Below are 26,255 nucleotides of genomic sequence, written 5' to 3'. Positions count from 1 at the left end.
AGAAAAAGCTGGGTGTGCCGATTTGCCCGCCTCATAGCGACTTTTGGTGACCACTGGTCAGAATTTGTCGCTATGAGGCGGGCAAAAATCTCTTCGCCTCCCGCGCCGGTACTGGAGTGACGGCCGGGACGAAGCCGCCCCGTCGTCGACAGAGTGCTGTGCGGTTGCTTAGCATCTGATGCGATGAGGGTTCAGCCCGCCGCCTTCCTGCGCACAACGCTTCCCGTCGACCTGTCCGGGCTCAGGGAGCTCGACGGCGGCCGCTACCACTCGGTCTGGCTGCCCGACCACATGGTCAGCTTCTGGCCCGACTCGATCTGGACCCCCGAATTCACCGATCTCGCCACCGCGGCGCCGTCGCCGCACCGCCACCTCGACGGGCTGGCGGTCGCGGCCGCGGCCGCCGTATTGACCGAGCGCGTCCCCCTCGTCAGCGCCGTCGTCGACACGGTGCGCCGCCACCCCGCCCTGCTGGCGCAGACGGCGGTGACGATCGATCACCTCGCCCGGGGGCGTTTCATCCTCGGCCTCGGCAGCGGCGAGAGCGAGAACATCGTGCCCTACGGTTTCGACTTCTCCCGATCGGTGAGCCGTTTCGAGGAGGCGTTGACGGTGATCCGGCTGCTCTGGGACAGCGACGGGCCGGTCGACTTCGACGGTCGGTTCTATTCCCTGCGCCACGCCCGGTTGGACGCCGAACCCTACGCGGACCGGCCGCCGCAGATCTGGGTCGGCGCCAGCGGCCCGCGCATGCTCGAGATCGCCGGCCGGTACGCCGACGGGTGGTGGCCGGCCGGTGCCTGGACGCCGGAGCAGTACGCCGAGATGCTCGCCGCGCTGAGGGCTTCGGCCGAACGCGCCGGCCGCGACCCCTTGGCGATCACGCCGTGCTTCATTCAGGTCTGCCTCATCGGCGCCGACGAGGCGGCCCTTGCGGAGATCCTGCGCGCCCCGCTGGTCAAGGCGTTCGTGCTGCAGGTCTCGGCGGAGACGTTGCGCGGCTTCGGTTTTACCCATCCCATGGGCGAGGACTGGCGGGGGTTTTAGGACATCGACCCGGCGGCGCTGACGCGAGACCGGATCGTGGACTTCCTCGGAAATGTGCGGCCCGAGATGGTCCTGGCCGTCGTGCCGCACGGAACGCCGAAGGAAGTGGCCAACACCGTCAAGACATACGTGGACGCGGGCCTGCGCGTGCCCAAGATACTCGACTACGGCGCCATGGCGGGTTTGGAATACGCAAAGGCTTCGGCGGCGAACGTCATTGCCGCCGAGGATGAGTTGATCCGCTTGTGCGCGGACGTCTCGTGACGGCGCGCCTCGATGCCGGCGAGCTGCTGCGCGCCGCGCAGGCCGAAACCGGGTTCAGCGACTACGGCGATCCCACGTTGCCGCAACGCTTCGAGGTGGCCGTCGAGCACCTCAATGGACTGGGCCTGAACACCGCGGGCGCGCTGCAGGCCAGCAAGGTGTGCCACTGGCTGCTGACGTCCCGGCTGGAATTCATGGCGGACCGCGAACGCTACCCGATCGGCGACGAGGTGATCGAAGGGCCGATGTTCGTCACCGGTGAACCCCGTTCCGGCACAACGCTCATGCACGCCCTGATGTCCGTCGACCCGGGCGCGCGGGCGCTGCGCTTCTGGGAGGTCATGTATCCGTCGCCGCCGCCGGGCCTCGCCGGCCCGGGGGACGACCGGCGCGAACGGGCCGACGCGGACTGGCGCGAGATCAACGCCAAGATGCCCAAATGGCTTCTTAGCCACCCCTACAACGACATGCTGGGCGACGGCCTGCCCGAGGACGAGCGCACCTGGGCGTTCGACTTCCGCGTCATGACCCCCACCGCCTGGTGGCGCGTGCCGATGCAGTCGCTCGTCGGCGGGCTGCCCACCGACCCCGTTGCGCAATACCGGCTGCACAAGGCCATGCTCCAGCAACTGCAGTACCGGCGCCCGCGAAAGTACTGGGTCCTCAAAGGGTTCCACGGATTTCGGCTCAAGGAGTTGTTCGAGAGCTATCCCGACGCGCACTTGGTGTGGCTGCATCGGGACCCGGTACAGGTCGCCGCGTCGCGGACCATGATGATGGCCGACATCGCCGAAGGCATCGTCGGCCCGGTCGACCTGCACGCCGAAGCGAAGAAGCACCTCGAAATGACCCGCGCCAGCATCGCCAACACGATGAGCAACCCCATGGTCGGTGACCCGCGCATCCTGCACATCCGCTACGCGGACTTCGTCGCAGATCCCGTCGCGACGGTTCGGCGCTACTACACCTTCTGCGGTCGCGAAATGACGAGCGGAGCCGAGTCGGCGATGCGCGACTACCTGGCCGGCAACCGGGGCGACCGCTACGGCAAGTTCAGCTACTCCACCCAACTTCTGGTCGACATCGGCGAAGACCTGGAGGCGCTGCACGCCGAATTCCGGCCGTTTCGAGAGCGATTCGGCGTCGAGATCGAAAAGCGGCCGTGACGTGACGCCAGCCCACCCGCGCGTGTCCGTGCACAATGTCACCTTCTACGGATCGTCACCGGCCGACCTGGAGGCGCATTTGTCGGCCTTGGGCGTGTCCCGGTTGAGCATCCTGGACAGCCAGCTGCTCGAGCCGGAATTCCCAACGATGCTGCGCCGCAACCACTACGACGTGGAGGCGGTCTACCACCTCTTCGCGAAGGGCGCCCTGTCGGGTGATCTGGAGGCGGCCCGCGACGCGCTGCTGGCCGTGATCGAGGCCGCGGCCGCCGTCCGCGCCCGGACGGTCTACCTGCTCACCGGCGGCCGCGGTGACCTCGGCTGGGCACAAGCCGCCGAACGGTTCTGCGCCGCGGTCGCCCCGTGTGTGGCGCGAGCGAAAGCTGCCGGCGTGGCGCTGGCGATCGAGAACGCGTCCAGCCTGTACGCCGACCTCCACATCGCCCACACGCTGCGAGACACCGTGACCCTGGCCGAGATGGGCGGTCTGGACATCTGCATCGACGTGTTCCACTGTTGGGCGGAAGGCGATTTCGACGCGATGGTCGAGCGGGCGCTGCCGCGGACGGCGCTCATCCAGTTGAGCGACTACGTGCTCGGCGACCGGGCACTGCCGGGCAGGGCCGTTCCCGGTGACGGCACCATCCCGATCAAAGCGTTCCTCGCCCAAGCGCTCGGCGCCGGCTATCCCCACGGGTTCGACCTGGAGCTCATCGGCCCCCGTATCGACCGCGAGGGTCGCCTCGAATCCGCCCGGCGCGCATGCGACGTCGTGGGCGCGATGCTGGACGGGCTGGGGGTGTCACGATGAGTTTCGGCGACGGCCCGGACGACGCCGCCCTGCAGTCGGCGTGGGCCGAGTTCTGCGCGCGACTGCAGCGCGCGGGCGATCAGGTGTTCAAAGAGACCAATCCGCCGTCGGGGCCGCACCGCGCCGACGCGTACCGGTTTCTCACCCAAAACCTGGGCCAGGCCTTCGATCTGGCGCTCGAGACCCGCAACACCCGCTACCCGGCGCTGCACACCTTCAGCGGGCCGACCCGCAAGCTGGGCGGTGACTGCGCCGACTTCACCTACCAGCAGGCCTGGATCGACGGGCGGTCGACGTACCGGCTCACCGGGAGCCGCGGCACGGCAAGGTTTTTCAACGTGACCGTCCAGGGCCCGCGCACGCCCGGCCCCGGCGTCCTGCATGAGCCCTTCGGTGACACACCGGAGGCCAACCTGCTCGGCCACCAATTGCGCGTGGACCCCGACGGACGGTTCGAGCTCTACATCGGGGGGCCGGAACGAGAGCCGAACTGGCTGCCCACCACCCCGGGGTCGCGCAAGCTGTTCATCCGCCAGGGATTCGACCGGTGGGACGAGCTTCCGGCGCAGATGCGCATCGAGCGGATCAACATGGACTCCCCCAAGCCGCTGCCGACCCCCGCCGACATGGTCGAGGCGATGCGCTGGGCCGGTGACTTCGTCACCGGCTTGATGTCGGATTGGCCCGAGTTCCCCTTCACTCATGGGGGCGTCGACGCCGGGCGCCCGAACGCCTTCCCCCGCCTCGGGGCCACCGACGCGGACGGCAGGCGGGGGCGGGCCGCCGCCAACATGTATTGGAAACTCGCTGACGACGAGGCACTGATCGTCGAGTTCGACGCCCACGACGGGCTGTGGATGCTGACCAACATGGGCGTCTTCTTCAACAGCATGGACTACCTGTACCGGCCGGTCAGCTACACACCCAGCCGCACGAAGGCCGACGGCGACGGGCGCATCCGTCTGGTCATGGCGCATCGCGATCCGGGCGTGCACAACTGGCTGGACACCCAGGGCTTTGCGCGCGGCAACCTCACCTATCGGCACATGCTCGACGGCACGCCGGCGGCGCTGGACACCCGGGTCGTCCGGTACGACGACCTGCGCGGCGCACTTCCGCCGGATACCGCCATGGTCACCGCCGACGAGCGGGCCGCCGCCATGTGGGAACGGTTTCGCGGCATCCGCCGTCGTTATGTGCTCTAGGCCGCGGCGCTAGTGTCAGAGATCGTGACGGAGATCCCCGAGGACGAACTGACCGGACTGCCCGAGTTCTCCCTGCTGGAGGAGAACGCCGAACAGGCGGGTGTCACCGGACCCCTGCCCCACGTGGAGCGGGTCGAGGCGGACACGGCCGACGGCGCGGTGAGCGCGTTGCGGTGGGGCGCCCATCCCCCGCGGATCGTCTTCCTGCATGGCGGCGGGCAGAACGCCCATACCTGGGACACCGTCGTCATCGGACTCGGAGAGCCGGCCCTGGCCGTCGACCTGCCCGGCCACGGACATTCGGGCTGGCGCGAGGACGGCGACTATTCGCCGCAGAACAACGCCGCCGCCCTGGTCCCGATGCTGCGCGAGTTTGCGCCCACCGCCGAACTCGTCGTCGGCATGTCGCTGGGCGGGTTGACCGCCATCCGGCTGGGCGCGGTCGCGCCGGAGCTGGTCGACGAGCTCGTGCTGATCGACGTCACCCCCTCGGCGCTGCAACGGCACTCCGAGATGACCAAGGAGCAGCAGGGCACGGTCGCGCTGATGCACGGCGAGCGCGAGTTCCCCAGCTTCCAGGCCATGCTGGACCTGACGATCGCCGCGGCGCCGCACCGCGAGCCCAAGGCGCTGCGCCGCGGCGTGTTGCACAATTCGCGCCGCCTCGACAACGGCAACTGGACGTGGCGCTACGACGCCATTCGCGTGTTCCCCGACTTCGCCGTCCTCTGGGACGACGTCGACGCGCTGTCGGCGCCCATCACCCTGATCCGGGGCGGTTCGTCGGGGTTCGTCAGCGACGAAGATGCGGACGAACTCGCAAGGCGCGCAAAGCTTTTCCGCCGGGCGCACGTCGTCGAGAACTCCGGGCATTCCGTGCAAAGCGATCAGCCCCGGGCACTGATCGGCCTGCTCCGCGAGGTGCTCGACGCGCGCTGAGCTTACGGTGGTCAGATGACCCGGCCGACGACGATGCGTCGGGGATCCGACGAGGAGGAGTGGCCCATGGTGCCCGAGCGCCCCATTCGTATCGGTGTCCAACTGCAGCCCCAGCACGCTCCGCGCTACGCGCAGATCCGCGACGCGGTGCGCCGCTGCGAGGACGTCGGTGTCGACATCGCCTTCAACTGGGACCACTTCTTCCCCCTGTATGGAGACCCAGACGGCGCGCACTTCGAATGTTGGACCATGCTCGGCGCGTGGGCCGAGCAGACGTCGCGCATTGACATCGGTGCGCTGGTGACCTGCAACTCCTACCGCAATCCGGAGTTGCTGGCCGACATGGCGCGCACCGTCGACCACATCTCCGACGGCCGCCTCGTGCTCGGCATCGGTTCGGGCTGGAAGCAAAAGGATTACGACGAGTACGGCTACGACTTCGGGACCGCCGGCAGCCGCCTGGACGACCTGGCGGTCGCGCTGCCCCGGATCAAGGCGCGGCTGGCCAAGCTCAACCCCGCCCCGACCCGCGAGATCCCCGTCCTCATCGGCGGCGGCGGGGAGCGCAAGACCCTGCGGCTGGTGGCCGAACACGCCGACATCTGGCACAGCTTCAGCTCCGCCGACGAGTTCCCGGCCAAGTCGGAGGTCCTCGGCCGGCACTGCGCCGACGTCGGGCGCGACCCGGCCACCATCGAACGGTCGGCGGCCGTCGGGAATCGCGGTGGGCTGATCGACAATGCCGAGGCCCTCGTCGGGCTCGGTGCGACGCTGCTGACGGTCGGGTGCGATGGGCCGGAATACGACTTGAGCGCGGCCGAGGCGCTGTGCAAGTGGCGCGATAGCCGGTGAACCGAGTCAAACCGAGGTTTACCGGGGATTCATCCGCCCAACATCTTTTCGCGCGCGCCCCGTCGTGAGAAACTCTCACCGCTGGCGGGCCGAGCGGCGGAAAGAGACTCAGAACAACAGATGCCGAAGAAATACGGGGTCAAAGAGAAAGACCTGGTTGTTTCGCACATCCTCAACCTCGTGCTGACCGGGAAGCTGCGCAGCGGCGACCGGGTTGACCGCAACGAGATCGCGGCCGGCCTCGGGGTCAGCCGCGTCCCCATCCAGGAGGCGCTGGTCCAGCTCGAGCACGACGGCGTGGTGTCCACCCGCTATCACCGCGGGGCGTTCGTCGAGCGGTTCGACGAGGCCACCGTCCTCGAACATCACGAACTCGACGGCCTGCTCAACGGCATCGCGTCGGCGCGCGCCGCGGCCGGCCCCACCCCACGGATCCTGGGCCAGCTCGACGGACTCCTGCGCTCGCTGCGGACCGCCAAGGATTCGCGAACCTTCTCCGAAACCGCCGCCGAATACCGGCGCACCGTCAACGACGAGTACGCCGGGCCACGGCTGCACGCCATGATCCGGGCTTCGCAGGGCCTCGTTCCCCGGGTGTTCTGGATGACCTACCAGGGCAGCCGCGAGGACATGTTGCCGTTCTACGAGGACGAGACCGCCGCCATCCACCGGCGTGACCCCGAAGCCGCGCGGGGCGCCTGCGTGGGCCGCTCCTATCTGATGGCGCAGACCATGCTGGCCGAGTTGTTCCGGCGCGGGGTCTTCGCGCCACCCGACGACGTCAGCCGGGTGGTCGCCGAACCACTTCGGGTGATCGCCGAAGCCCAGGCGGTCCGCGCGGAGCCGTCGCTGGCGCTGTAGTCCGGTTGCCCCCCGGTCGATATTGACCGTGCCGTAACCGCAATTGGGCACCTGAATCGGCCGCGAGTTACCCCCGCTCGTCGGTAGCGTTGGCCGCCAAGGGCATTCGCTCCTCGGCGATCTTCGTTTCGGTGTTTCCGTCGCCTTCATCGAACCCGCAGCGGTCATGGAATCCGGTCCGCCGGACCGGATATGCGAAGGCCGCAGACCGCGCACCCGGGGTGGTTGCCGTCCCAAGCCGTCTGACTTGGGCAACTGGCCGATTAGCGCCTTGTATGCCCGTGATATCCGGTTAGACTGCCCGTTTATGGCGGACAGCGAATCCACCGCGGCCGATGTGACCGAGCTTGCGGAAGGTTTGCACCGCGCGTTGTCCAAACTCTTTACGCTTTTGCGCCGCGGCGATCCCAACGGTGCGGCGGCCGGAGACCTGACCCTGGCTCAGCTGTCGATCTTGGTCACCCTGCTGGATCAGGGCCCCATCCGGATGACCGACTTGGCGGCGCACGAAAGGGTTCGGACACCGACCACCACCGTGGCGATCCGCCGGCTGGAGAAGATCGGACTGGTGAAAAGGTCTCGCGACCCGTCGGACCTTCGAGCGGTGCTGGTGGACATCACCCCGCGCGGGCGTGCCGTGCACTGCGAATCCCTCGCGAATCGGCGCGCGGCGCTGGTGGCGATGCTCAATCACCTTCCCGACTCCGACGTGGAAACCCTGAAAAAGGCGCTGGCACCGCTGGAAAGACTCGCCTCGGGTGAACCGGTCCCGACCCGCGGGGAAGACCCGGTCGCGTGCAAAGAGGCGTGAAAATGCCTTGTTCGCAACGAGATTGGCAGTGCACGTAGACTGAGCCGCATGCCCAACGCACTCATCACCGGAGCCGGCGGCGCTATCGGTTCGGCGATCGCCACGGCGCTCGCGCCCACGCACACCCTGCTGCTGGCGGGGCGTCCCTCGGATCGGCTCGACGCCGTCGCCGGGCGGCTCGGTGCCACCACCTTCCCGTTGGACCTGACCGACGGCGACGACATCGAGGCGGCGTGCGAGATCGTCGACGAGCTCGACGTTCTGGTGCACAACGCGGGGGTCTCCATCCCCGGCGATGTCGCCGAGTCGAACGTCGACGAGTGGCGCGCCACCTTCGCCGTCAACGTCTTCGGGCCGGTCGAACTAACGCTCGCGCTGCTGCCGGCGCTGCGACGGGCACGCGGGCAGGTGGTGTTCATCAATTCCGGTGCCGGGCGCAGCGTCTCACCCGGGATGGCTTCGTATTCCGCCAGCAAGTTCGCGTTGCGCGCCTTCGCCGATTCGCTGCGCGCCGACGAACCCGATCTGCGGGTGACGACGATCTACCCGGGCCGAACGGACAGCGACATGCAGCGCGAGCTCGTCGCGTTCGAAGGCGGCGAGTACGACGCCGCCAACTTCCTGCGGCCCGAGACGGTCGCGGGCGCCGTGGCGCACGCGGTGGCCACGCCGCGCGACGGTCACGTCCACGAGGTGGTGCTGCGACCCGGCCGTCGCCGCTGACCGGCCATCCGCTCAGACCACCAGATTGACCAGCCGGCCTGGGACCACGATGACCTTGCGCGGGGTGGCCCCGCTCAGGAATCCCTGGACCTTGTCGTCGGCCAGCGCCGCGGCCTTGAGGGTGTCCTCGTCGGCGTCGGCGGCCACCACCACCCGGCCGCGCACCTTCCCGTTGACCTGTACCGGGTATTCGACGGTCTCGTCGATCAGGTAGGCGGCATCGGCCCGCGGGAACGGGCCGTGCGCCAACGGCGTGTCGTGGCCCAGCCGCTGCCACAGCTCCTCGGCCAGGTGTGGGGCCAGCGGGGCCAGCATGAGCACCAGCGGCTCGACCGCCGTGCGGGGCACCGCTCCGCGGTGCTCCTTGGTGAGGTGGTTGGTGTACTCGATCAGCTTGGCCGCCGCCGTGTTATTGCGCAGGGCCACATAGTCTTCCGAGACTCCGGCGACGGTGCGGTTCAGCACCCGCAGCGTGTCGAGGCCGGGCTCGGCGTCGCTGACCCGCGTCTCGCCCGTCTGCTCGTCCACGACCAGCCGCCACACCCGCTGCAGAAAGCGGTGCGCCCCGACGACATCCTTGGTGGCCCAGGGCCGGGACGCCTCCAGCGGCCCCATCGACATCTCGTACACCCGCAGGGTGTCGGCGCCGTACTCGTCGCAGATCTCGTCGGGCGATATCGAATTCTTCAGGCTCTTACCGATTTTCCCGAACTCCTGGAACACCTCGATCTCCCCGCCGGGACCGGCGTAGAAGAAGCGGTCGTCCCGCTGGATGACGTCGTCGGCGGGTACGTACGATCCGCGGGAGTCGGTGTAGGCGAACGCCTGGATGTAGCCCTGGTTGATCAACCGGCGATACGGCTCCCGCGAACTGACGTGGCCGAGGTCGTAGAGGACCTTGTGCCAGAACCGCGCGTACAGCAGATGGAGCACCGCGTGTTCGGCGCCGCCGACGTAGAGGTCCACCCCTCCGGGATCCCGGGGGCCGTGCTCTGCCGGGCGGGGCCCCATCCAGTAGGCTTCGTTTTCCTTGGCGCAGAACCGTTCCGAGTTGTGCGGGTCGGTGTAGCGCAGCTCGTACCAGGAGCTGCCGGCCCACTGCGGCATCACATTAGTGTCGCGGGTGTAGGGCCGCAGGCCGTCGCCGAGGTCCAGCTCGACGTGCACCCAATCGGTCGCCTTGGCCAGTGGCGGCGACGGCTCGCTGGCGGCGTCGTCGGGGTCGAACAGCACGGGCGAATAATCGGGCACGTCCGGCAGCTCGACCGGCAGCGCCGCCTCGTCGAGCGGATGCGCGCGGCCATCCTCGTCGTAGACAATGGGGAATGGCTCACCCCAATATCGCTGCCGCGCGAAAAGCCAGTCACGCAGCTTGAATTCGATGCGAGCCCGCCCGCGGCCCTCGGCCTCCAAGCGGGCGGTGATGGCCTTCTTGGCCGCCGCGACGTTCATCCCGTCGAGATACCCCGAATTAACCAGTACGCCGTCGCCGGTGTGTGCGGCCTCCGAAACATCGCCGCCCGCAATAACTTCCACGATCGGCAGGCCGAGCTCGCGGGCGAATTCCCAGTCCCGCTGGTCGTGGCCCGGGACCGCCATGATCGCTCCGGTGCCGTATCCGGCAAGCACATAATCGGCGACGAAGACCGGCACCGGTTCGCCGTTGGCGGGGTTGATCGCCCAGCGGCCGAGGAAGACACCGGTCTTCTCCCGGCTCTCCTGGCGCTCGAGATCCGACTTGGCCGCGATGGCGCGCCGGTAGGCGGCGACGGCCTCGCCGGGTGTGCGGGCACCGTACGTCCAGCGGGCGTCGGTACCGTCCGGCCACTCGGCGGCGACCAGCCCGTCGACCAGGTCGTGCTCGGGCGCCAACACCAGGTAGGTGGCCCCGAACATGGTGTCGGGCCGGGTGGTGAACACCTCGATGCCGACTTCGGAGCCGTCGGATCCCGTTGCGGTGAAAACCGCCTGCACCCCGGTGGAGCGGCCGATCCAGTTGCGCTGCATGGTCTTGACCTGCTCCGGCCAGTCCAGCACATCCAGGTCGTCCAGGAGCCGGTCGGCGTAGGCGGTGATCCGCATCATCCACTGCCGCAGGCGTTTGCGGAACACCGGGAAGTTGCCCCGATCGCTGCGGCCGTCCGAGGTGACCTCTTCGTTGGCGAGCACCGTGCCCAGACCGGGGCACCAATTCACCATCGAGTCCGCCCGGTAGACCAGCCGGAAGCCGTCGATGACGTCTGCCCGCTCCCCCGCCGAAAGCCGGTTCCAGTCCCGGCCGTCCTCGAGATTCCTAGCACCGGAGTCGAATTCGGCGATCAACTCCGCGATGGGGCGGGCCTTGTCCACGGCCCGGTCGAACCACGCGTTGTAGATCTGCAGGAAGATCCACTGCGTCCACTTGTAGAACTCGACATCGGTGGTGGAGAAGCTGCGCCGGCTGTCGTGGCCGAGGCCCAGGCGGCCCAGCTGCCGCCGGAAGTTGACGACGTTGGCCTCCGTCCTGGTGCGCGGATGGGTGCCGGTTTGCACCGCGTACTGCTCGGCCGGCAGCCCGAAGGCGTCAAAGCCCAACGCGTGCAACACATTGTGGCCCGTCATCCGAAAGTAACGGGCGTAGACGTCGGTGGCGATGTAGCCGAGCGGGTGCCCGACGTGCAGCCCCTCCCCCGACGGGTAAGGGAACATGTCCTGCACGAACAGCTTGTCCTGGGGAACCGGGGTTCCGTCCGTCGGGGCCAGCGATCCGACCGGGTTCGGCACGTTGAACGTCCCGCGCTTCGCCCAGGTTTCCTGCCAGGCGCTCTCGATCCGGCCCGCGAGCGCCGCGGTGTAGCGGTACGGCGGCGCGTCGGGGTCGGTCAGAGCGCCGGAGTTGCTCCCGGGCGCGGCGGTCGGGGATTCGGTCACCTGAACAGGGTATAAGGGGCGACACGACGGGCCCCGGGCCACAGGTTGGTATCGGTTCCGTTGCGCGCCCATCAGAACTTCATCCCAGCTCGATTTCGGGCCTACTCACCGCCTTTGACCACTGGTTACAGTCGCCCTCTAACGACGGGCGCCGATGCCCGCGCCATGGGAAGGACCGACGCAGATGATTGACATCGTCCGCACGTTGCGGGTCCTCGCAGGAGGTCTCGCCGCCGGCACCATCGGGGTCGCCACGCTCGCGGGCGCGACCGCCGCGGCCGACCCCGTGCTCCCTACACCCCCCGCCCCCGGCGTCGGCGCACCGATGCCCGCACCGCTCAACGTGGCGGCCGTTCCCGGACAAGCGCCCAACCGGGTGCTCGCCGCCCCGCAGGCGCCGAACCCGTTCGCCCCGCCGGTCCTGGCCACCGCCCCCGGAGCCACGGGAGCCGCGGCTGCGCCGGCCGCACCCCCGGGACCGCCGGCTCCCCCGGCGGTGACTCCCGCCGCCTCGGGCACGGTCCGCGAATACCTGCAGTCCAAGGGCGTCAAGCTCGAAGCCCAGAAGCCACAGGGCTTCAACGCGCTGGACATCACCCTGCCCGTCCCCGCCCGCTGGACCCAGGTCCCCGACCCGAACGTTCCCGACGCGTTCGCCGTCATCGCCGATCGGCAGGGCAGCAGCATCTACAGCTCGAACGCCCAGGTGGTGGTGTACAAGCTCGTCGGTAGCTTCGATCCCAAAGACGCCATCACGCACGGCTACGTCGACAGCCAGAAACTGCCCGCCTGGCAGACCACCAACGCCTCGATGGCCGATTTCGGCGGCTTCCCCTCGTCGGTCATCGAGGGCACCTACCGCGACGGTGACGTGACGCTGAATACCTCGCGCCGCAATGTGATAGCGACCTCCGGCCGGGACAAGTACCTGGTGTCGCTGGCGGTCACCACGGACCGAGCCGTGGCGGTCGCCGACGGCCCGGCCACCGACGCGATCATCAACGGATTCCGGGTGACCGCACCGGGCGCCGCCGCACCGCGGCCGCCCCGGCGGCGCTGCCCGCGCAGGCGTCGCTGCCCAACCAGCCGGTCGTGCAGCCGACACCGAACCTGTTGGCGATGGTGCCCGGGCTGCCCCCCCTGCCAAACTTTTCGTTTCTGCAGCAGCACTGAGCCGGCGCACCGCGAAACCCCGGAGCCCGGCGAGCGGTTTCGCGCGCCGCCTCGTATTGTGAGGCCATGCTGATTGCGGGCGTGCTGAGCATGTGTGCGGCGTTGGCCTCGGCGGGCTTTGGGACATGGTCGCTTTCGCACCGCCAGGCCGTCGGGACCGCCCAGCTGGCGCTGCGCGCCATGGCACCGACTCAGTTCTCGGCCGCGGTGATGCTGGCCGCCGGCGGTCTGGTGGCAGTCGCGGCGTCCCCCAAGACCGCCCTTGTCGTGCTCATCGTCTGTGTCGCCGGCGCATTGGGCACGCTCGCCGCCGGCTCCTACCAGAGCGCGCGTTTCGCGGTGCGCCAGGAAGCCGCCGTATCGGGCTGCGGCGGGCAGTGCACCGCGTGCTCACAGTCCTGCGGTTAAGACCCGCTCGTCAGGTCGCGCATCGGTGCTGAACCCCGGGCCGCGACACGCCGAAGAGCCTCGCCACCGCTTCACTCCGGGCGCCGTGAGTTCACGCCCGAGGCGAGGGCAGCTCGCGCTAGTTGCGGCTGACGTCGATCGGATGTGACGCCAGCAACGACAGCGGCAAAGGCTGGCGCCGCAGCACCTGTCCCCACAGGTCGGCCCTCGGCCCGACCAGGACGTCAGACGGCAACGCCGACAACACGATCCAGTCGTCACGCTCGATCTCGCCCTCGAGCTGACCGATCGTCCAGCCGGAGTATCCCGCGAAGATCCGCACCCCCTCGACGAGCGGTGCGACGGCGTCGGGGTCGACGTCCAGATCGACCATCACCACCCGGCCGGACACGTGCCGCAGGCCGGGAACGCCCTGCGGATCTGCGCCGACGCGCAGGGTCGCCAGGCACAGCGCCGCGTCCCGCTTGACCGGCCCGCCGATGAACATCGTCTTCGGCTTGGCCGTCAGCTTGGCCCACTGCGGTAGCACGTTGTACACCGCCGTTTCGCTGGCCCGGTTCAGCACGACACCCAGCGTGCCGCCGTCGTTGTGCTCCACGATGTAGATGACGCTGCGCCGAAACGTCGGCTCGAGCAGATCGGTGTTCGCGAGCAGCAAAGTACCCGCGCGCACCCGCTGCGCGGCGGGTGCGACGTAGTCCTCAGGATCCTCCGGCGGCACCAGACCATCATGGCATCTCCGGCCCTGTACCCGGGCAAATCGAGCGTGGCCCATGGATATTTGTACTGTGGACGAAGCGGCTCGGCCTCGGCCGTGAGGCCCGCGTGCCAAACCCCAATCCTGGAAGTCGGTTCTGTGATTCCTACCCGGATGAGCTCCGGCGCACACGTCGACCTGTGGCGGTCGGTGCGCAGCCTGCCAGATTTCTGGCGGCTGCTGCAGCTGCGCATGGCGAGTCAATTCGGTGACGGCCTCTTCCAGGCCGGGCTCGCCGGGGCGCTGCTGTTCAATCCGGACCGGGCGGCCGACCCGATGGCCATCGCGCGGGCGTTCACCGTGCTGTTTCTGCCGTACTCGCTGTTGGGGCCGTTCGCCGGCGCGCTGATGGACCGCTGGGATCGGCGGCTGGTGATCGTCGGGGCCAACGTCGGGCGGCTGATCCTCATCGCGACGATCGGCACGATCCTGGCCGTGCGGGCCGGCGACATACCGCTGCTGCTGGCGGCGCTGGTGGCCAACGGCCTGTCGAGGTTCGTCGCGTCCGGGCTTTCGGCGTCGCTGCCGCACGTGGTGCCGCGCGAACAAGTCGTGACGATGAATGCGGTGGCCACCGCGGTCGGCGCCTTCGCGGCGTTCCTGGGGGCCAACTTCATGCTGTTGCCGCGCATCCTCGTGGGCGCCGGCGACAGGGGAGCGTCCACCATCATTTTCCTCACGGGGATCCCGGTGTCCCTCGCGTTGCTGCTGTCCCTGCGGTTCCCCCCGCGGGTGCTCGGTCCCGACCACACCAAACGCGCGATCCACGGGCCCGTCATCTACGCCGTGCTGACCGGGTGGCTGCACGGCGTGCGTACGGTGGCGCAACGCCCCACCGTCGCCGCCACGCTGTCCGGACTGGCCGCGCACCGGATGGTCGTCGGGATCAATTCGCTGCTGATGTTGCTGCTCGTCCACCACCTGGCCCCGCCCGCAACCGGTGGCCTGGGTACCGCCCTGTTGTTCTTCGCCGTGGCGGGCCTCGGAGCGTTCCTCGCCAACCTGCTGACCCCCTGGGCGATACGTCGCTGGGGGAGGTATGCCACGGCCAACGGCGCGCTGGCGGCGGCGTCGGTCTTCCAACTGCCCGCCGCCACGCTGCTGATCCCGGTGATGGTGGCGTGCAGCTTCTTGATCGGGGTGGCCGGGCAGGTGGTCAAGCTCTGCGCCGACTCCGCGATGCAGATGGACGTCGACGACGCCCTGCGCGGGCACGTGTTCGCGGTCCAGGACGCGTTGTTCTGGGTCGCGTTCGTCGTCGCGATTACGGTGTCCGCCACACTGATTCCCGATGACGGGCGCGCGCCGGCGTTCGTGCTGTTCGGTTCGGTGCTTTACCTTGCCGGGCTGGCCGTGCACTCCGTCGTCGGCCGCCGCGGCGACACGGCGAACGGCCGTTAAGGTACATACGTGCCTTTCCCGGCGAGCCCTCGGAGGCGATGATGGCCGGTCCCGGCCCCATCGTCGCCGACCTACGCGCCGAGAGTGACGACCTCGACGCGCTGGTGGCACCGCTGCAGGCGGATCGCTGGGCCGCTGCGACGCCCGCACCCGGCTGGACGATCGCCCACCAGATCGGTCATCTGTTGTGGACCGACCGGGTCGCGCTGACCGCGATCACCGACGAAGCGGCGTTCGCCGAGGCGCTGCAGGCCGCCGCGGCCGACCCCACCGGTTTCGTCGACGCCGGCGCCGAGGAGCTCGCCGCCCTCGCGCCGGCGGAGTTGCTGACCGAATGGCGGGCCACGCGCGCGCGGTTGCACGAGGCGTTGCCGGCCGTTCCCGACGGCCGCAAGCTGCCGTGGTTCGGGCCACCGATGAGCGCCGCGTCGATGGCGACCGCGCGGCTGATGGAGACCTGGGCGCACGGCCTCGACGTCGCCGACGCGCTCGGCGTTCAACGGGCGGCCAGCGAGCGACTGCGCTCGATCGCGCACCTCGGCGTGCGCACCCGCGATTACGCGTTCTTCGTCAACGATCTGCCCGCGCCGGCCGAGCCCTTCCTGGTCGAGCTGCGCGGGCCCGGCGGCGACGTCTGGTCCTGGGGGCCGCCGGACGCCGCGCAGCGGGTGACGGGGTCGGCCCTGGACTTTTGCTTCCTGGTGACCCAGCGCCGCCCGCTGAGCGACCTGGACCTCACCGCGCGCGGTGATGACGCGCTGCGTTGGCTGGAGATCGCGCAGGCGTTCGCCGGGCCTCCCGGCCCCGGTCGATGAGGTCGATGTGGTCGATGAACTCGCTAGTGCAGGGGTCCGCCGTAGGTCGCCGCGTTGTCCGCCTCGGCTTCTTCGCGCAGCGCGGTGATCGCGAGATTCAACCTGTCGGCGAGTTCGCCGTGGGCGTAGGCGGTCATCACGCCCGGGTGCAGAACCAGCTGGACTAGCCGGCCGTCCGAATTGGCCACGGCGTAAACGTCTCCGAGATCGACGCTGTAGGTGACGGCCTCGGCCTGCGCGACGAGCGCTTCCCACTTATCGGCCGCATCGCTCAGTTCGCGGAGAACGGATTCGACGAGATCTTTGTCGCTGAGATTCGCGCGACCGCCCGACCCCGACACGCTGCAAGTATCCTCGACCCCCGCGACCAGCGTCAATTCAATTCCGGCGGTGCCCTCGGCGCTCGGACGGGCTACGGCTGGGATCGCGCGTCGAGTTCCCGGAACCAGGCGAAGTGGTAGTTCGCCGATACGAAGTCCCCGACGACGAAGGCTTCGGTGGCGGCCAACAGCAGGCAGTTGAGCAGGAGCCCGGAGTCGACACTCGGGTACTGGGCCAGCAACTGGTAGCGGGCGGTGTCGAGATGGACCCGCAGGACGTCGGCCTCCTGGTCGACGACCCGGTTTCCCCCGGCGGCCATCGTCGCCATCGCGTGCACCATCCCCGGCAGCCCGTCGCGCCGGTGCGTCGCCGCGCACAGCGCACCCGGGAGATCGTCGATCGCGGGCAGCCCGCGCGCGTGCGGCGAGGACTTCGTGGCGGCCAGGTCGGGCGATCGGCGCAGCGAATCGCCCGGCGCGTAGGCCGCGACGCGCACCGCTTCCCCGAGCAACGCAACCACCCTGCCGCTGCGTCGCCCGGGGCCCAAAAGCCGCACCCCGGCGGGAAGCGCGATGCCGGGAGGAACCCAACCGTGCGCGAGGTCGGTGACCAGCACCGTCGCCCCCTCCGCACGATCCGCGACCGCCCAATTCAGCCGGGGCTCTTGCCGTACCACGAACTCCAGCAGCCGGTTGAGCCGATCGATGTCCGATTCGCCCCGCGCCGGCGCCGTCTCGGCCGGCGACTCGGTGCGCACGGCGGGTTCGGGACTCCCGGCCGCCTCCGGTTGGGGCGTCGGCGGGGCGGGCGCATCCTCGGTCGTCGGAGCCGCGGGCAACGCCACCTCCGTGACCGCCGGGATGACTTGCGTGTCTTGGATATCGGGGGCCGGGGGAGGGGCCGCCAGTTCGGCGTCTCGCGGCTCCGCGACCCGCCAACGTCGTCGGGGATCGACGCCGAACGTCGGGCCCGGCGGGGACTCCGCGTCGGTGACGGCGGGGATGACCTGCGTCGCGTCCACGTCGGGCCCGACGATAAGCGGGACCGGACGTTGGTTGCCGGCCGCGGCCCTGACGGTGTGCAGTTGCCGCATCGTCGATTCGACCCGTCGCACCGCGCGCGCCCGGGCTTCGGCGATGACGCGTGCCTCTTCGGCCTGGCGTGTGGCATCCGGCAGGCCGGCACGCCTGATGACCTTGAGCTCGTCGTTGGCGCTCCTGGCGATTCGCTCCAGGTCGGTTCTGAGATAGTCTGCGAGACTGGCGGTTTCGCTGCCCGCCGTCGACAATTCGGCGGGCCAGAGCCCGCCCGTGACCCAGGGTGTGCAATCGACGGGGGCGCTGAAGGCCGGAACCGCCAGGGATTCCCGGGTAGCTCTCCGGAGGCGCTGACGCGCAGTTATCCGCCCGAAGATCGCCACCGGCTAAGACTACCGGCACACCCGGGGGCTCTATCCAGTCAGTGAATTGTGCGGCCGCGGCGGCGTGGGTAGCGTGAGGCCATGGCCGATTCCGCGCTGCAGCAGCAACTCGACGAGGTGCGCGCGCTGCTTGCCCGCGCGCGAGAGTTGTTCGGCGCCAACCCCGTCGAACCGCCTACCGACATCCGGCCGGATCCCGACGCGGCCCGGTCCTGGCTGCTGTAGGGGCCGGCGAGCGTCCGACTACTTCGCGCGACGGCGCAATTTGTGCGCGAGCAGTTTCTCGATCGCGGCATCGAGGTCGTGAGGGGTCGGAACCTCCGCGGAGGGCGTATGGCCCGCCGCCACGATTTCGTCGCGAACCTCCAGCAACGCTTTGAGGCACGACACGTCCGCGGTCAGCAGAATGCCCTGCGCCAGGGTCTCGGCGTCGGTCCCCATCGCCTCTTCGGTCAGTGCGACACTGTGCATGTATCCGCCGCGGCACGAGCGGACGAGGATGTGCCCACTCGGATGAACGGTGTCGAATGCGGGATTGGCGTCCGTCATCGACCGCCGTCGACGATGCCCCGGAACTTTCGTGCCGCGTCCCGCTCATGTTGCTCCCACGCCGCCGCCGACACGATCAGCTTGTCCGCCATGTCGGCGTGGTCGTCGGCCTGCTGCTCGTAGCACTGGCGGCGCAGTTCGAGCAATTCGCGTCCGGCCTCGCGAAGGTCGCCGAAGACCGGACCCAGCGAGTCCAGGCTTTCCTGGATCGCGGCGTGCGATGACGGGACGGTGCGCAGGTAGTCGGAGGTCTCCCGATGGTGCCCGGCGGCTTCGCGCAACTGCGCGGGCACCACATGGATCGGATCTGCCATCTGCTGTCTCCTGTCATGCGCCGCCGGGCGGTCCGGCGGGTTTGGGTTGTGCGGTGGTCGGCGCGGTCGCCGGGCGGGTGGGTGTCGGGGTGACGGGCTCCGTCGCGGATGCCGCGGCGGGTCCCGGCGGATGTTCCCAGCCTAGGAAGCTCGGCCCACTCACGGTGGCGATGTGTTGAATTTGCCCGTCGAGGAGTGCTTTGCCCGGGCTCAGGGCGAGGGCGTGCCGGTCGGTGAAGATGCCGACGTCGCCCGGGGCGAGGCGCTGTGCATCGAGGGGATCGGGGACGGGGGTGCCGGGTGCGGGAATGGTTATTCCCTGCTGCCGGAAGGCATCTGCGATCGGCGCTCCGGCGACGGCCGCCTTGATCGCGGCGGCCAGCTGCGGGCTGGCCGCCGTCAACGTCTCACCGTCGGGCAGGGTCACCGGCGTCGGGCCCGCGGCCGCCGGCTCGATGCCCGCCGCATTCTCCGCACGGTCGTCGGGCTGCTCGGGGTCCCGCTCGTCGGCCGGTGGCTTCGCGCGGTCACGTTCGTCACGTTCGCGCAGCGCCGGATCGGTCCGCTCGGCGTCTTGCAGCCCGGGGAGTGGTAGCCCCCAACCGCCCATGGCGCCCGGCGCCGTCCCGAGGCCGGGCAACGATCCCGCGCCGAGGCCGGGAAAGCCCGGCGGCGTCGGCGCCGCGGGAGCCACCGCGGTCGGGGGGATCTCATTTCTCGGCGCCGGGGATGCTGGATCATCGAGCGGGGCTGAGTCGGTCGCCGGGTCCCAATCGGCGTCGGGGCCATCGAGCGCGTACGCGTCTTCGGGCTCCCTCGCCTGTTCACCCGGGGAATCCGCCTCGTTCCTGGAGGCGTCGTAGAGCGATGTCCATGCGGCCATCAGTGCCGACTTCGAGGTGTCATCCAGACTTGCGTCCAGCACGATGGCGCGGATGTCCCTGAGCTTGCCGATCAGGAATCGCTGAAAATCGCGGGCTCCCGCCGGGGTGTCGAGATCGGATCGCGTGTGTACCGCGGCTTCGACTTCCCGTTGCAGCGCACCGAGCGCCTGTCCGCCCTCGACGCTTGTGCGGTGTGCGTTGAGGATCGCCGAGATCACCTGCATGTCGAGCTGGGAACTCACCGTGTTCTGTTGTGACAGAGCCTCTTCCGCGCGCGCGATAGCGTCGGCGGCGGCCCCCTGCTCCGCGTCCGGTGGTGGGCGCACCGGGTTCTGCGGTGGGCGAGTGTTCGGCATCCCGGTGCCGAACACGTCGGGGTGTTGAGTGCGGATCTTGGCGAGGATCGCCTGGAGTTGCTCGGGTCGCGTCGCGGGGCTGACGACCGCGGCCACCTCTTGCGGGGTCAAACCCGTCTGCCACGCGTTGGGATCCCCGGTGCGGTCCCGGATGTAGGCGAGCGCGGCGAGTAGCTCCTGAACCGGCGCCATCGGCTAGGCAAACCGCGGCGCAGCCCGGCGCTGGATGTGTCGCGGCCCCTCCATGGCGCGCGACGGTACCCAGGCGCCTAACCCGCGACAATTCACCACGACGAGCCCCTGGGGACATCGGCCCATCAACCCCCGTACTGGACCCGAAGGCCCTCGAGGACAACCTTTTTCGCGCGTCCGAATTCGCGGGCATCCCTCACCACGTCGGCGATCTCCCGCTGCTTGGCAAGCAGGAATCTCCGAAACTCCCTCGCGCCCAGGGGCGTATCGACCGCCAGCCGGGCCTGCCGCACGACGGCGAGTTCGATCTCCTCGGCGATGGCGTCCAGTCGCCGGACGCTTTCGCGCATCGTGGCGTGGGCGCCGGCGAGCACCTCTGCCAGCACCCGGTCGGCGTCGGCGGACGCAGCGTGCCGGCCCGCCAGCTGTGACTGCCGCTCCCGGAGCGCCTGCACATCCGGGCGGCCGGCGTCCGTCACCAGGGCCGCCGGATCGCGACGTTGCTGCCGAGGCGGCTGACGCGCACCGGTGCGCCCGCATAGGGCGCTTCGACCACCAGATTGTTGCCGATGGCCAGCTGCACATGACCGGCGTGGGGGAACACCAGATCCCCCGGCCGGACCTGCGACCGAGGGACCGGAATCCCGTCGTTGATCTGTTGGTAGGTGGTGCGATCCAGCCGCACACCCGCCTGCGCGTAGGACCACTGCACCAGCCCCGAGCAGTCGAACTGGCCGGGCCCGGTCGCGCCCCACACGTACGGGCAACCCAGCCTCGACAGCGCGGCGCGGACCGCCTCGCGCTGAGCCAGGGGCGTGACGGGGGTGGTGCCGGCGTCGGCGCGCGCCTGGTCGAGGACGTTCTTGGTCAGCTGACGCGCCTGCGCCCGATCCCGGTGGGCGCTCGCGATGACGCGTGCGGCCGCGTCGTCGACCTCGGACGCCGACCGCAGCCCCTGCTGGCTCCGCTCGACCGCGCCCCGATAGGTCCGTGGCGCAGGCCCATTGAGCGCGGCTCGTCGCAACAGGAAGTCGTACCGCCGGGTGTCGGCTTGCAGCGTCGGAAGCGGGGGAGTGCCGTCGAACAGGTGGTGGGCGCGGCTCAGCGCGAGCACTTCACCGTTCATCGCGGCACCCCTCGTCGTCCGGGCCCGGGTGGTTTTGGGCGGTAGATTCGGCCGCCTCGGTGAAGGCGCGCACACGGGGAAGCGCGCCCGCCGGAATGATGCCGGAGTTGCGGATATCCCACACCTCGTCGACGCCTATCCCGACCAGCGCCGCGACGACCGTTTCGGGCAGCGACGACTGCGCGCAGGCCCGGTCGAAACGCGCACCCAAGCTTGCGGGCATCCGCCTGAGCAGCGTCTGGCGGATCCCCTCCAGCTCCTGCAGGTGCCCCATCAGCCGGCCCGTCGAGTCCGCACCGGCGTTGACGGCCACCCGCCAGGAACTGGCGGCCAGCATCTCGGCCTTCACGCACTGGGCGATCACAGACTGAATATACGTCTCATATTCGTTTGATGTTGTCGCAGGCAGCCGATCGATGACGGATCGGAGGGCATCCAGCTGCGCTTCCGCGTAACCCTCCAGCACGTCGGTGTCGCTGTGGCGGTCGACGACCACCGGGCCGGGACGGCGGGCGGGCACGACGGGGGTCGACTGCGCCGCGAGGAGCCGCGCCAATTCGGCCTCCGGATCCGCCGCCACCAACAGCCGCGAATACGTGCCCGGTGGCAATCCAAGCCCGTTCTCGACCTTCTGAACTGTGCTTTTGTGCGGCTTGCGGGCGCCGCGCTCCAGGAAGCTGAGGCCCATGATGCTGACACCGGTGGCGGCGGCGAGTTCCGCCAGCGACCAGTCGCGGGATTCGCGCAGGGCACGGATGGCCGCGCCGGCCGATTCACGGCTCACCGCACGGCTCCGGCCATGGGCCGGATATTACACAGGGCGCGCAACGATACGTCGGATATACGTTTTTGTCTCGTTTCTCTTGCGTCCGGGGCCGCTATCTGTATACGCTTTCGACTATGTTTCACGCCAGACGAGGAGACCGACATGGGACACCCCTGCGCAACCAATCCGGAGCTTTGGTTCGGCTACCCCGACGACGACGACGCGGACGGCGCGGCTAAGGCGCGCGCCTACGAGCGGTCCGCCACCGAGGCGCGGATCCAATGCCTGCGCCGCTGCCCGCTCGCCCAGCAGCGTCGCTGCGCGCAGCACGCCATCGCACACCGCGAGGAGTACGGCGTCTGGGCCGGCGTCAAGCTGCCCGGAGGCCAGTACCGGAAACGCGAACAGCTCGCCCGCGCCCACGACATCCTGCGCCAGATCGCCAATGGGGAGATCAACTCCCGGCAGTTGCCCGAGAACGCGGCTCTGCTGGCCCGGCACGAACACGACGCCGTCGCGGTGGACGCGGTCGTCGTGCATCTACCGACGGCGCAAATCGGCCCCCGGTCGGCGGCCTGACCGTTTGTTTCCCCGGGCAACGGGGTAGCCCGGCGCGGTGATTTCGACTGCCGGAGGCAGTGGAAGGATGGCCACGACCGGGTCGGGGTCGTCCGCGGGTATCGGGGCTCGATCACCCGGCTGCCCGCGCCGCCGCTGCCCGCAACTCGGCTGCGGCCCGAGCAGTACCGCAACGAAAGGGGAGCGCACATGACCACCGATAAGACCGGCGCGGAAACCACGGTCACCACCGAGGACGGCAAGTACACCATCGCCGTCGACGGCAAGACCGTCGGCCTCGCCGACTTCGCCGACCGGGAAAACCAGCGCGTGTTCTACCACACCGAGATCGATCCGGCTTATGGCGGAAGGGGTTTGGCGACCATCCTGATCGAGGAGGCCCTGAACGAGGCTCGCAGCGAGGGCAAGCGCGTCGTCCCGGTGTGTTCCATGGTTGTCACGGTGCTCAAGAGGCATCCCGAATTCGACGACATCACCGACCCGGTGACCGCCGATGTCCGCAGGTGGCTGCAGGGGTAGGGGACAAGACAGCGCCTACATCCGTACCGAGCGATTCCGTCGGTTTTGGTGTTTCCAGGAGCGTCGATCCATCGATTGCTTTGTATCTCCGCCGGTGTTGGTAAGGCCCGGGTCGGTGTTCTGGCTGGCTCTTGTTGCGGGGCCATTTTGTCCCCGTCCATATCATTCGGGAAGACCGCTTCTGATCATTCGTTCGATGTCGTCCACCGACTTGTTCATGAGGTGGCTGAAGATGGTGGCGTGAACGACTGAGAGGATGGCGCAATCATCCTGAAGGCATATCTTGTAACGTCCTTCGGCTCTAGATACGTCGACATTGGGTGCGTATCCGCGGCTGGCAAGGTCAGCCCCCAGCGGTCCGGATGCGAGGTCGGAGCGCGCGGTAATGCCCCAACTCCAGATCAGATACTTCTCCGCGAGCTCGAAATTCGACAACTTGGCCTCACCATTGCGCCGCTGGCCGCGGTCATTCACGGTGTCGCACACCCACCAGTCGGGGTCATGGCGAAGATGGACCTTATAGTCGTCGGTGCTGAATAGGATGTCGCAATCTTCGCAGTTCGTCGAAACGGTCGGTTCGCCGCCACCCATGGCTGGTGCCCAGTCGTACCAATTTTGTGCCAAGCGCGAAAAGTCTTCCATCAGTTGATCCTTCTCAGAAAGCCCCACGCTACGAGGTCCTCGACCGTGGCGTTCTGGCCCGTTTCATCGAGGATTCGATACTGCTGACCGCCGCCCGGTTGGTGGAACCAGGGCGCGACTTCTGATTGCTCAATACGCCATCCCGGCGGCAGGCCTATCGAGTCGCTCACAACATATTGATAGTAGGGTTTCACGGCGTTCCCGGGTGGGAGCGCCAGTTGGGCATAAGGTGTCCCGTCCGGAGCAAGGTAAGCGCCCCCCGGAAACCCGAATCGCTCGAGAACGGTGCCCGGAGCCAGCGTGACGTCCGGTATCACGGTCCCTGCCACGGCGTACGGCTTGGTCGGCAGGGTGTCGTCGGGATAGATCAGGGTGCCGTCAGGATTGGTGAATTCCGGACCCGGATCGATCGGGTGGTATCCGTGAAACAACGGATGATCCGGCTGCAACGGCGGCGGCGGCCCGGCCGACGTTGGCGGCGGCGTCCCGTCCGGTACGACGGGGACGTGGTGCTCGCCCGGAGCCGCGGGAACGTCGGGGGCGGCCGGCGGGTGAGACTCGACCACCGGCGGGGGACCGCCGTGGGCGCCGGGCACCGGTTGTCCGCCGGCGTCGGGAAGAGGCCCGCGGGGCGGGAGGTCCGCCTCGGCTATCGCCGCACGCACCTCGGCCGCGGAGAGGGCGCGCGGGAGGACGTTGTCGGCCGAAAGCCCCTGCAGCGCTTCGCGACCGAACAGCGTCTTCAGGCCCTGCCACGCCGCCTCGCCGCCGGCCTTGAGTTCGGGGCCGCCCACGGCCAAAGTGATTGCGCTCCATAGAGGTTCGGGCGTGGCTTCGACCTTGCCGGGATCGGGCGTGCGCATGCCGGTCAACTTGCCGCCGCTGAACGAGTACGACGTGCCGGTGGCCTGGTCGAAGAATTCGCCCGCGCCGTCCTTCAGCTGCCCGACCACCTGAACCTGCTGTCCGTCGACGGTGTAGGTGAACATGAAATGGCCGTCGGCGGTGGTGCTGACCGAGGCGGGATCGACGCTGTTGTAGTTGGGAATCTTCCCGAGGTCGTCGAGAGCCTTGGCGAGGTCGCCCTTGAGCTTGGGCAGGCTCTCCGCCGCGGCTTGCCCTTCGGGGGAGCCCGGGCCGTGGGTGTAGAGGTCCGACAAGGCCCGATCGATAGCCTGTTGCGCGGCGCGCACCTTGGCCATTTGATCGACGACCGCCTGGTTTGTGACTTGGCGGATCTCGGCCAGCTGCCCGGTCTGTTGCGCGGACGGCTCGGGCGCGGCGTCGGCGTCGACGTCGTGCAAGGCCGCGGGATCGTATCCATCCGTCCGCAGGTTGCCCAGTGCTTCATGCAGCCCGTCGGCGTAACCGTTGCGCAGAGATTGCAGCTTGGCCAGGGCCGCCTTGGTGTCATCGATGGCGTCCCTCTCGCAATCATCGATGAGGGAATTCAGCGCGTCCCGATCCGCCGGATCCAGCCGCGGGTCTCGCTCCTGTTGCAGCGCCTGACCGATGAGGTCGTCGAGTCGCTCGAGCTGACCTTCCAGCGACGCGATCTGCCGGGCCGCATTCTTCTGAGCCTCGGCCAGCGCGGCGGCGATGTTCTCCAGGTCCACGCCGATCTTGGGTAGCTGCAACGACTGTGAACCCAGCGCCTTGACGACCCGCTGGACTTCTTCCGAGTCGTTGATCGGGTGATCACCGTCCAGGTGGTTCCAGGCCGCATCGAAGCGGCTGCGCGCCTGCTCGAATGCGTGGCCGGCCTCGTCGGTACACCGCCCGGCTTGATGAAAGGCCTCCGCCAGACTGGAAATTTCAATCGGCCGCCCGGCCTGCAGGCTCTTGTTGATGGCCCACGGATCGCCGCCGGCTTCGGCCACGAGTAGCGGGATGTTTATGTGCTGGAGCTGCATCGCACGGCCCCGCCCTGCGCCCCCGCCGCACGGACGCGTGCCGCGACGACGAACATTCCCCACCCTTTCAGCGCTTGTCGTTACCGTACCGATCCGCGGGCGATCGTCAATTCGGGCAGACGCTGGCAGCCACGCCCGACGCCGGCGCATTCCGCGGCACACACACGGCCCGTGGAAGGCGCCCGTGGAAGGCAGAAGTCACGGACCTCTCGGGGTCCGTGACTTCTCGGGTGCTGCTGATAAAAGTGGGCGAAGGGGGACTTGAACCCCCACGTCCCGAAGGACACTGGCACCTGAAGCCAGCGCGTCTGCCATTCCGCCACTCGCCCGGGGAAACAACCGAAGGACCATACCACTGTAATGGCCGTGTCCCCGAATCGCGTCGGGGACCCTGCCCGCCGCCGCAGGACACGGCTTGACCTGGGGAAAAGCGATTCTCAGAATTCCCGAGGTGCCGCTGCCTCGAGGTGTCCCGATACCATGCTCAGGTGAGAAGACACGCGGGCAGCCCGTTTGCCTTGAGCCGGCGAT

At 68.8% G+C, this 26,255-nt stretch carries 26 protein-coding genes, 1 tRNA gene and 2 pseudogenes; 16 read left to right on the top strand and 13 right to left on the bottom strand.

Translation table 11 applies throughout. From position 1 onward, the window contains the following. Positions 1-183 precede the first annotated feature (183 nt). From BN971_RS20325 to BN971_RS20285, 9 genes and pseudogenes are all read left to right on the top strand, one after another. Positions 184-1,311 (top strand): annotated as a pseudogene (locus BN971_RS20325) (LLM class flavin-dependent oxidoreductase). Beyond that, a complete protein-coding gene (locus tag BN971_RS20320; protein WP_085179757.1) occupies positions 1,308-2,477 on the top strand; it encodes a sulfotransferase family protein in 1,170 nt (389 codons plus the stop codon). The pseudogene BN971_RS20325 and the gene BN971_RS20320 overlap by 4 nt, the downstream one beginning before the upstream one ends. Before the next feature lies 1 nt (position 2,478). Then, complete coding sequence (locus BN971_RS20315; protein ID WP_085179758.1) at positions 2,479-3,288, top strand: sugar phosphate isomerase/epimerase family protein; 810 nt, start codon at positions 2,479-2,481, stop codon at positions 3,286-3,288. Beyond that, a complete protein-coding gene (locus BN971_RS20310) occupies positions 3,285-4,493 on the top strand; it encodes a DUF1214 domain-containing protein (RefSeq protein ID WP_085179759.1) in 1,209 nt (402 codons plus the stop codon). Before BN971_RS20315 ends, BN971_RS20310 begins: the two co-directional genes overlap by 4 nt. A 24-nt stretch (positions 4,494-4,517) precedes the next feature. Next, positions 4,518-5,432 carry an alpha/beta fold hydrolase gene (locus BN971_RS20305; protein WP_085179858.1) on the top strand — a complete coding sequence of 305 codons (915 nt, stop codon included), beginning with the start codon at positions 4,518-4,520 and terminating at the stop codon, positions 5,430-5,432. A 66-nt stretch (positions 5,433-5,498) separates the two neighbouring features. Continuing rightward, positions 5,499-6,284 carry an LLM class F420-dependent oxidoreductase gene (locus tag BN971_RS20300; protein ID WP_085179859.1) on the top strand — a complete coding sequence of 262 codons (786 nt, stop codon included), beginning with the start codon at positions 5,499-5,501 and terminating at the stop codon, positions 6,282-6,284. Positions 6,285-6,404: 120 nt separating this feature from the next. After that, positions 6,405-7,145 (top strand): GntR family transcriptional regulator, encoded by a 741-nt coding sequence (locus BN971_RS20295; RefSeq protein WP_085179760.1) that lies wholly within the window; start codon positions 6,405-6,407, stop codon positions 7,143-7,145. A 307-nt stretch (positions 7,146-7,452) separates the two neighbouring features. Continuing rightward, a complete protein-coding gene (locus tag BN971_RS20290; RefSeq protein ID WP_085179761.1) occupies positions 7,453-7,956 on the top strand; it encodes a MarR family winged helix-turn-helix transcriptional regulator in 504 nt (167 codons plus the stop codon). 48 nt (positions 7,957-8,004) lie between these two features. Further along, complete coding sequence (locus BN971_RS20285; RefSeq protein WP_085179762.1) at positions 8,005-8,679, top strand: SDR family oxidoreductase; 675 nt, start codon at positions 8,005-8,007, stop codon at positions 8,677-8,679. A gap of 12 nt (positions 8,680-8,691) precedes the next feature. Here BN971_RS20285 and leuS read toward each other — a convergent pair whose 3' ends face one another. Continuing rightward, on the bottom strand, positions 8,692-11,589 hold the full coding sequence (gene leuS, locus BN971_RS20280; protein ID WP_085179763.1) for a leucine--tRNA ligase: 2,898 nt from the start codon (positions 11,587-11,589) through the stop codon (positions 8,692-8,694). Positions 11,590-11,773: 184 nt separating this feature from the next. On the opposite strand from leuS, the pseudogene BN971_RS20275 reads away from it, so the two are divergent. Then, positions 11,774-12,762, top strand: a pseudogene (locus tag BN971_RS20275) (LpqN/LpqT family lipoprotein). 66 nt (positions 12,763-12,828) lie between these two features. After that, a complete protein-coding gene (locus BN971_RS20270; protein ID WP_085179765.1) occupies positions 12,829-13,170 on the top strand; it encodes a hypothetical protein in 342 nt (113 codons plus the stop codon). Positions 13,171-13,288: 118 nt separating this feature from the next. Here BN971_RS20270 and BN971_RS20265 read toward each other — a convergent pair whose 3' ends face one another. Beyond that, positions 13,289-13,945 carry a YqgE/AlgH family protein gene (locus BN971_RS20265; RefSeq protein ID WP_085179766.1) on the bottom strand — a complete coding sequence of 219 codons (657 nt, stop codon included), beginning with the start codon at positions 13,943-13,945 and terminating at the stop codon, positions 13,289-13,291. Between the two features lie 96 nt (positions 13,946-14,041). Between BN971_RS20265 and BN971_RS20260 the strand changes: the two genes are divergently transcribed. After that, complete coding sequence (locus tag BN971_RS20260) at positions 14,042-15,328, top strand: MFS transporter (RefSeq protein WP_085179767.1); 1,287 nt, start codon at positions 14,042-14,044, stop codon at positions 15,326-15,328. 41 nt (positions 15,329-15,369) lie between these two features. Continuing rightward, entirely contained in the window at positions 15,370-16,143 is a 774-nt protein-coding gene (locus tag BN971_RS20255; RefSeq protein ID WP_085179860.1) for a TIGR03084 family metal-binding protein, read from the top strand. 23 nt (positions 16,144-16,166) lie between these two features. Here BN971_RS20255 and BN971_RS20250 read toward each other — a convergent pair whose 3' ends face one another. Both BN971_RS20250 and BN971_RS20245 read right to left on the bottom strand, forming a co-directional pair. Next, on the bottom strand, positions 16,167-16,484 hold the full coding sequence (locus BN971_RS20250; protein WP_085179768.1) for a DUF2710 family protein: 318 nt from the start codon (positions 16,482-16,484) through the stop codon (positions 16,167-16,169). Positions 16,485-16,555: 71 nt separating this feature from the next. After that, positions 16,556-17,884 (bottom strand): DUF5631 domain-containing protein, encoded by a 1,329-nt coding sequence (locus BN971_RS20245; protein ID WP_085179769.1) that lies wholly within the window; start codon positions 17,882-17,884, stop codon positions 16,556-16,558. An 81-nt stretch (positions 17,885-17,965) separates the two neighbouring features. Between BN971_RS20245 and BN971_RS25190 the strand changes: the two genes are divergently transcribed. After that, positions 17,966-18,109: a hypothetical protein gene (locus tag BN971_RS25190; RefSeq protein WP_169718559.1), complete on the top strand. Its 144-nt coding sequence runs from the start codon at positions 17,966-17,968 to the stop codon at positions 18,107-18,109. A gap of 18 nt (positions 18,110-18,127) precedes the next feature. On the opposite strand, the gene BN971_RS20240 is transcribed toward BN971_RS25190, so the two are convergent. From BN971_RS20240 to BN971_RS20215, 6 genes are all read right to left on the bottom strand, one after another. After that, the gene (locus tag BN971_RS20240; protein WP_085179770.1) at positions 18,128-18,433 is read right to left on the bottom strand and encodes a DUF2694 family protein; all 306 of its coding nucleotides are present in this window, start codon (positions 18,431-18,433) and stop codon (positions 18,128-18,130) included. Further along, the gene (locus BN971_RS20235) at positions 18,430-18,747 is read right to left on the bottom strand and encodes an ESX-1 secretion-associated protein (RefSeq protein WP_085179771.1); all 318 of its coding nucleotides are present in this window, start codon (positions 18,745-18,747) and stop codon (positions 18,430-18,432) included. The genes BN971_RS20240 and BN971_RS20235 overlap by 4 nt, the downstream gene beginning before the upstream one ends. 13 nt (positions 18,748-18,760) lie before the next feature. Beyond that, complete coding sequence (locus BN971_RS20230) at positions 18,761-20,179, bottom strand: DUF4226 domain-containing protein (RefSeq protein WP_085179772.1); 1,419 nt, start codon at positions 20,177-20,179, stop codon at positions 18,761-18,763. Between the two features lie 125 nt (positions 20,180-20,304). Beyond that, positions 20,305-20,658, bottom strand: a complete 354-nt coding sequence (locus BN971_RS20225; RefSeq protein ID WP_085179773.1) for a DUF4226 domain-containing protein — start codon at positions 20,656-20,658, stop codon at positions 20,305-20,307. Then, positions 20,655-21,305, bottom strand: coding sequence for a C40 family peptidase (locus tag BN971_RS20220; protein WP_090350519.1), 651 nt, complete (start codon positions 21,303-21,305; stop codon positions 20,655-20,657). Before BN971_RS20220 ends, BN971_RS20225 begins: the two co-directional genes overlap by 4 nt. Next, positions 21,295-22,089 carry a helix-turn-helix domain-containing protein gene (locus tag BN971_RS20215; RefSeq protein ID WP_085179775.1) on the bottom strand — a complete coding sequence of 265 codons (795 nt, stop codon included), beginning with the start codon at positions 22,087-22,089 and terminating at the stop codon, positions 21,295-21,297. Before BN971_RS20215 ends, BN971_RS20220 begins: the two co-directional genes overlap by 11 nt. Positions 22,090-22,233: 144 nt before the next feature. Here BN971_RS20215 and BN971_RS20210 point away from each other — a divergent pair, with 144 nt between their 5' ends. Both BN971_RS20210 and BN971_RS20205 read left to right on the top strand, forming a co-directional pair. Further along, a complete protein-coding gene (locus BN971_RS20210; RefSeq protein ID WP_085179776.1) occupies positions 22,234-22,650 on the top strand; it encodes a WhiB family transcriptional regulator in 417 nt (138 codons plus the stop codon). A gap of 189 nt (positions 22,651-22,839) precedes the next feature. Continuing rightward, positions 22,840-23,169: a GNAT family N-acetyltransferase gene (locus tag BN971_RS20205; RefSeq protein WP_085179777.1), complete on the top strand. Its 330-nt coding sequence runs from the start codon at positions 22,840-22,842 to the stop codon at positions 23,167-23,169. A 162-nt stretch (positions 23,170-23,331) separates the two neighbouring features. Here BN971_RS20205 and BN971_RS26025 read toward each other — a convergent pair whose 3' ends face one another. From BN971_RS26025 to BN971_RS20190, 3 genes are all read right to left on the bottom strand, one after another. Next, on the bottom strand, positions 23,332-23,811 hold the full coding sequence (locus tag BN971_RS26025) for an Imm61 family immunity protein (protein ID WP_245836576.1): 480 nt from the start codon (positions 23,809-23,811) through the stop codon (positions 23,332-23,334). Beyond that, complete coding sequence (locus tag BN971_RS20195; protein WP_085179778.1) at positions 23,811-25,724, bottom strand: TNT domain-containing protein; 1,914 nt, start codon at positions 25,722-25,724, stop codon at positions 23,811-23,813. Before BN971_RS20195 ends, BN971_RS26025 begins: the two co-directional genes overlap by 1 nt. 246 nt (positions 25,725-25,970) lie before the next feature. Then, positions 25,971-26,053, bottom strand: a tRNA-Leu gene (locus BN971_RS20190). Between the last annotated feature and the right edge of the window lie 202 nt (positions 26,054-26,255).

It is taken from the genome of Mycobacterium bohemicum DSM 44277, assembly GCF_001053185.1.
GTDB lineage: Bacteria > Actinomycetota > Actinomycetes > Mycobacteriales > Mycobacteriaceae > Mycobacterium > Mycobacterium bohemicum.
This window is presented reverse-complemented; position numbering and strand designations above follow the sequence as displayed.

Coding starts and splice junctions, on each gene's coding strand:
- BN971_RS20195 (WP_085179778.1), bottom strand. CDS start 25,724: ATGCAGCTCCAGCACATAAACATCCCGCTACTCGTGGCCGAAGCCGGC.
- BN971_RS26025 (WP_245836576.1), bottom strand. CDS start 23,811: ATGGAAGACTTTTCGCGCTTGGCACAAAATTGGTACGACTGGGCACCA.
- BN971_RS20210 (WP_085179776.1), top strand. CDS start 22,234: ATGGGACACCCCTGCGCAACCAATCCGGAGCTTTGGTTCGGCTACCCC.
- BN971_RS25190 (WP_169718559.1), top strand. CDS start 17,966: ATGGCCGATTCCGCGCTGCAGCAGCAACTCGACGAGGTGCGCGCGCTG.
- BN971_RS20285 (WP_085179762.1), top strand. CDS start 8,005: ATGCCCAACGCACTCATCACCGGAGCCGGCGGCGCTATCGGTTCGGCG.
- BN971_RS20290 (WP_085179761.1), top strand. CDS start 7,453: ATGGCGGACAGCGAATCCACCGCGGCCGATGTGACCGAGCTTGCGGAA.
- BN971_RS20265 (WP_085179766.1), bottom strand. CDS start 13,945: ATGGGCCACGCTCGATTTGCCCGGGTACAGGGCCGGAGATGCCATGAT.
- BN971_RS20220 (WP_090350519.1), bottom strand. CDS start 21,305: ATGAACGGTGAAGTGCTCGCGCTGAGCCGCGCCCACCACCTGTTCGAC.
- BN971_RS20205 (WP_085179777.1), top strand. CDS start 22,840: ATGACCACCGATAAGACCGGCGCGGAAACCACGGTCACCACCGAGGAC.
- BN971_RS20240 (WP_085179770.1), bottom strand. CDS start 18,433: ATGACGGACGCCAATCCCGCATTCGACACCGTTCATCCGAGTGGGCAC.
- BN971_RS20310 (WP_085179759.1), top strand. CDS start 3,285: ATGAGTTTCGGCGACGGCCCGGACGACGCCGCCCTGCAGTCGGCGTGG.
- BN971_RS20255 (WP_085179860.1), top strand. CDS start 15,370: ATGGCCGGTCCCGGCCCCATCGTCGCCGACCTACGCGCCGAGAGTGAC.
- BN971_RS20230 (WP_085179772.1), bottom strand. CDS start 20,179: ATGGCGCCGGTTCAGGAGCTACTCGCCGCGCTCGCCTACATCCGGGAC.
- BN971_RS20260 (WP_085179767.1), top strand. CDS start 14,042: ATGAGCTCCGGCGCACACGTCGACCTGTGGCGGTCGGTGCGCAGCCTG.
- BN971_RS20235 (WP_085179771.1), bottom strand. CDS start 18,747: ATGGCAGATCCGATCCATGTGGTGCCCGCGCAGTTGCGCGAAGCCGCC.
- BN971_RS20270 (WP_085179765.1), top strand. CDS start 12,829: ATGCTGATTGCGGGCGTGCTGAGCATGTGTGCGGCGTTGGCCTCGGCG.
- BN971_RS20295 (WP_085179760.1), top strand. CDS start 6,405: ATGCCGAAGAAATACGGGGTCAAAGAGAAAGACCTGGTTGTTTCGCAC.
- BN971_RS20300 (WP_085179859.1), top strand. CDS start 5,499: ATGGTGCCCGAGCGCCCCATTCGTATCGGTGTCCAACTGCAGCCCCAG.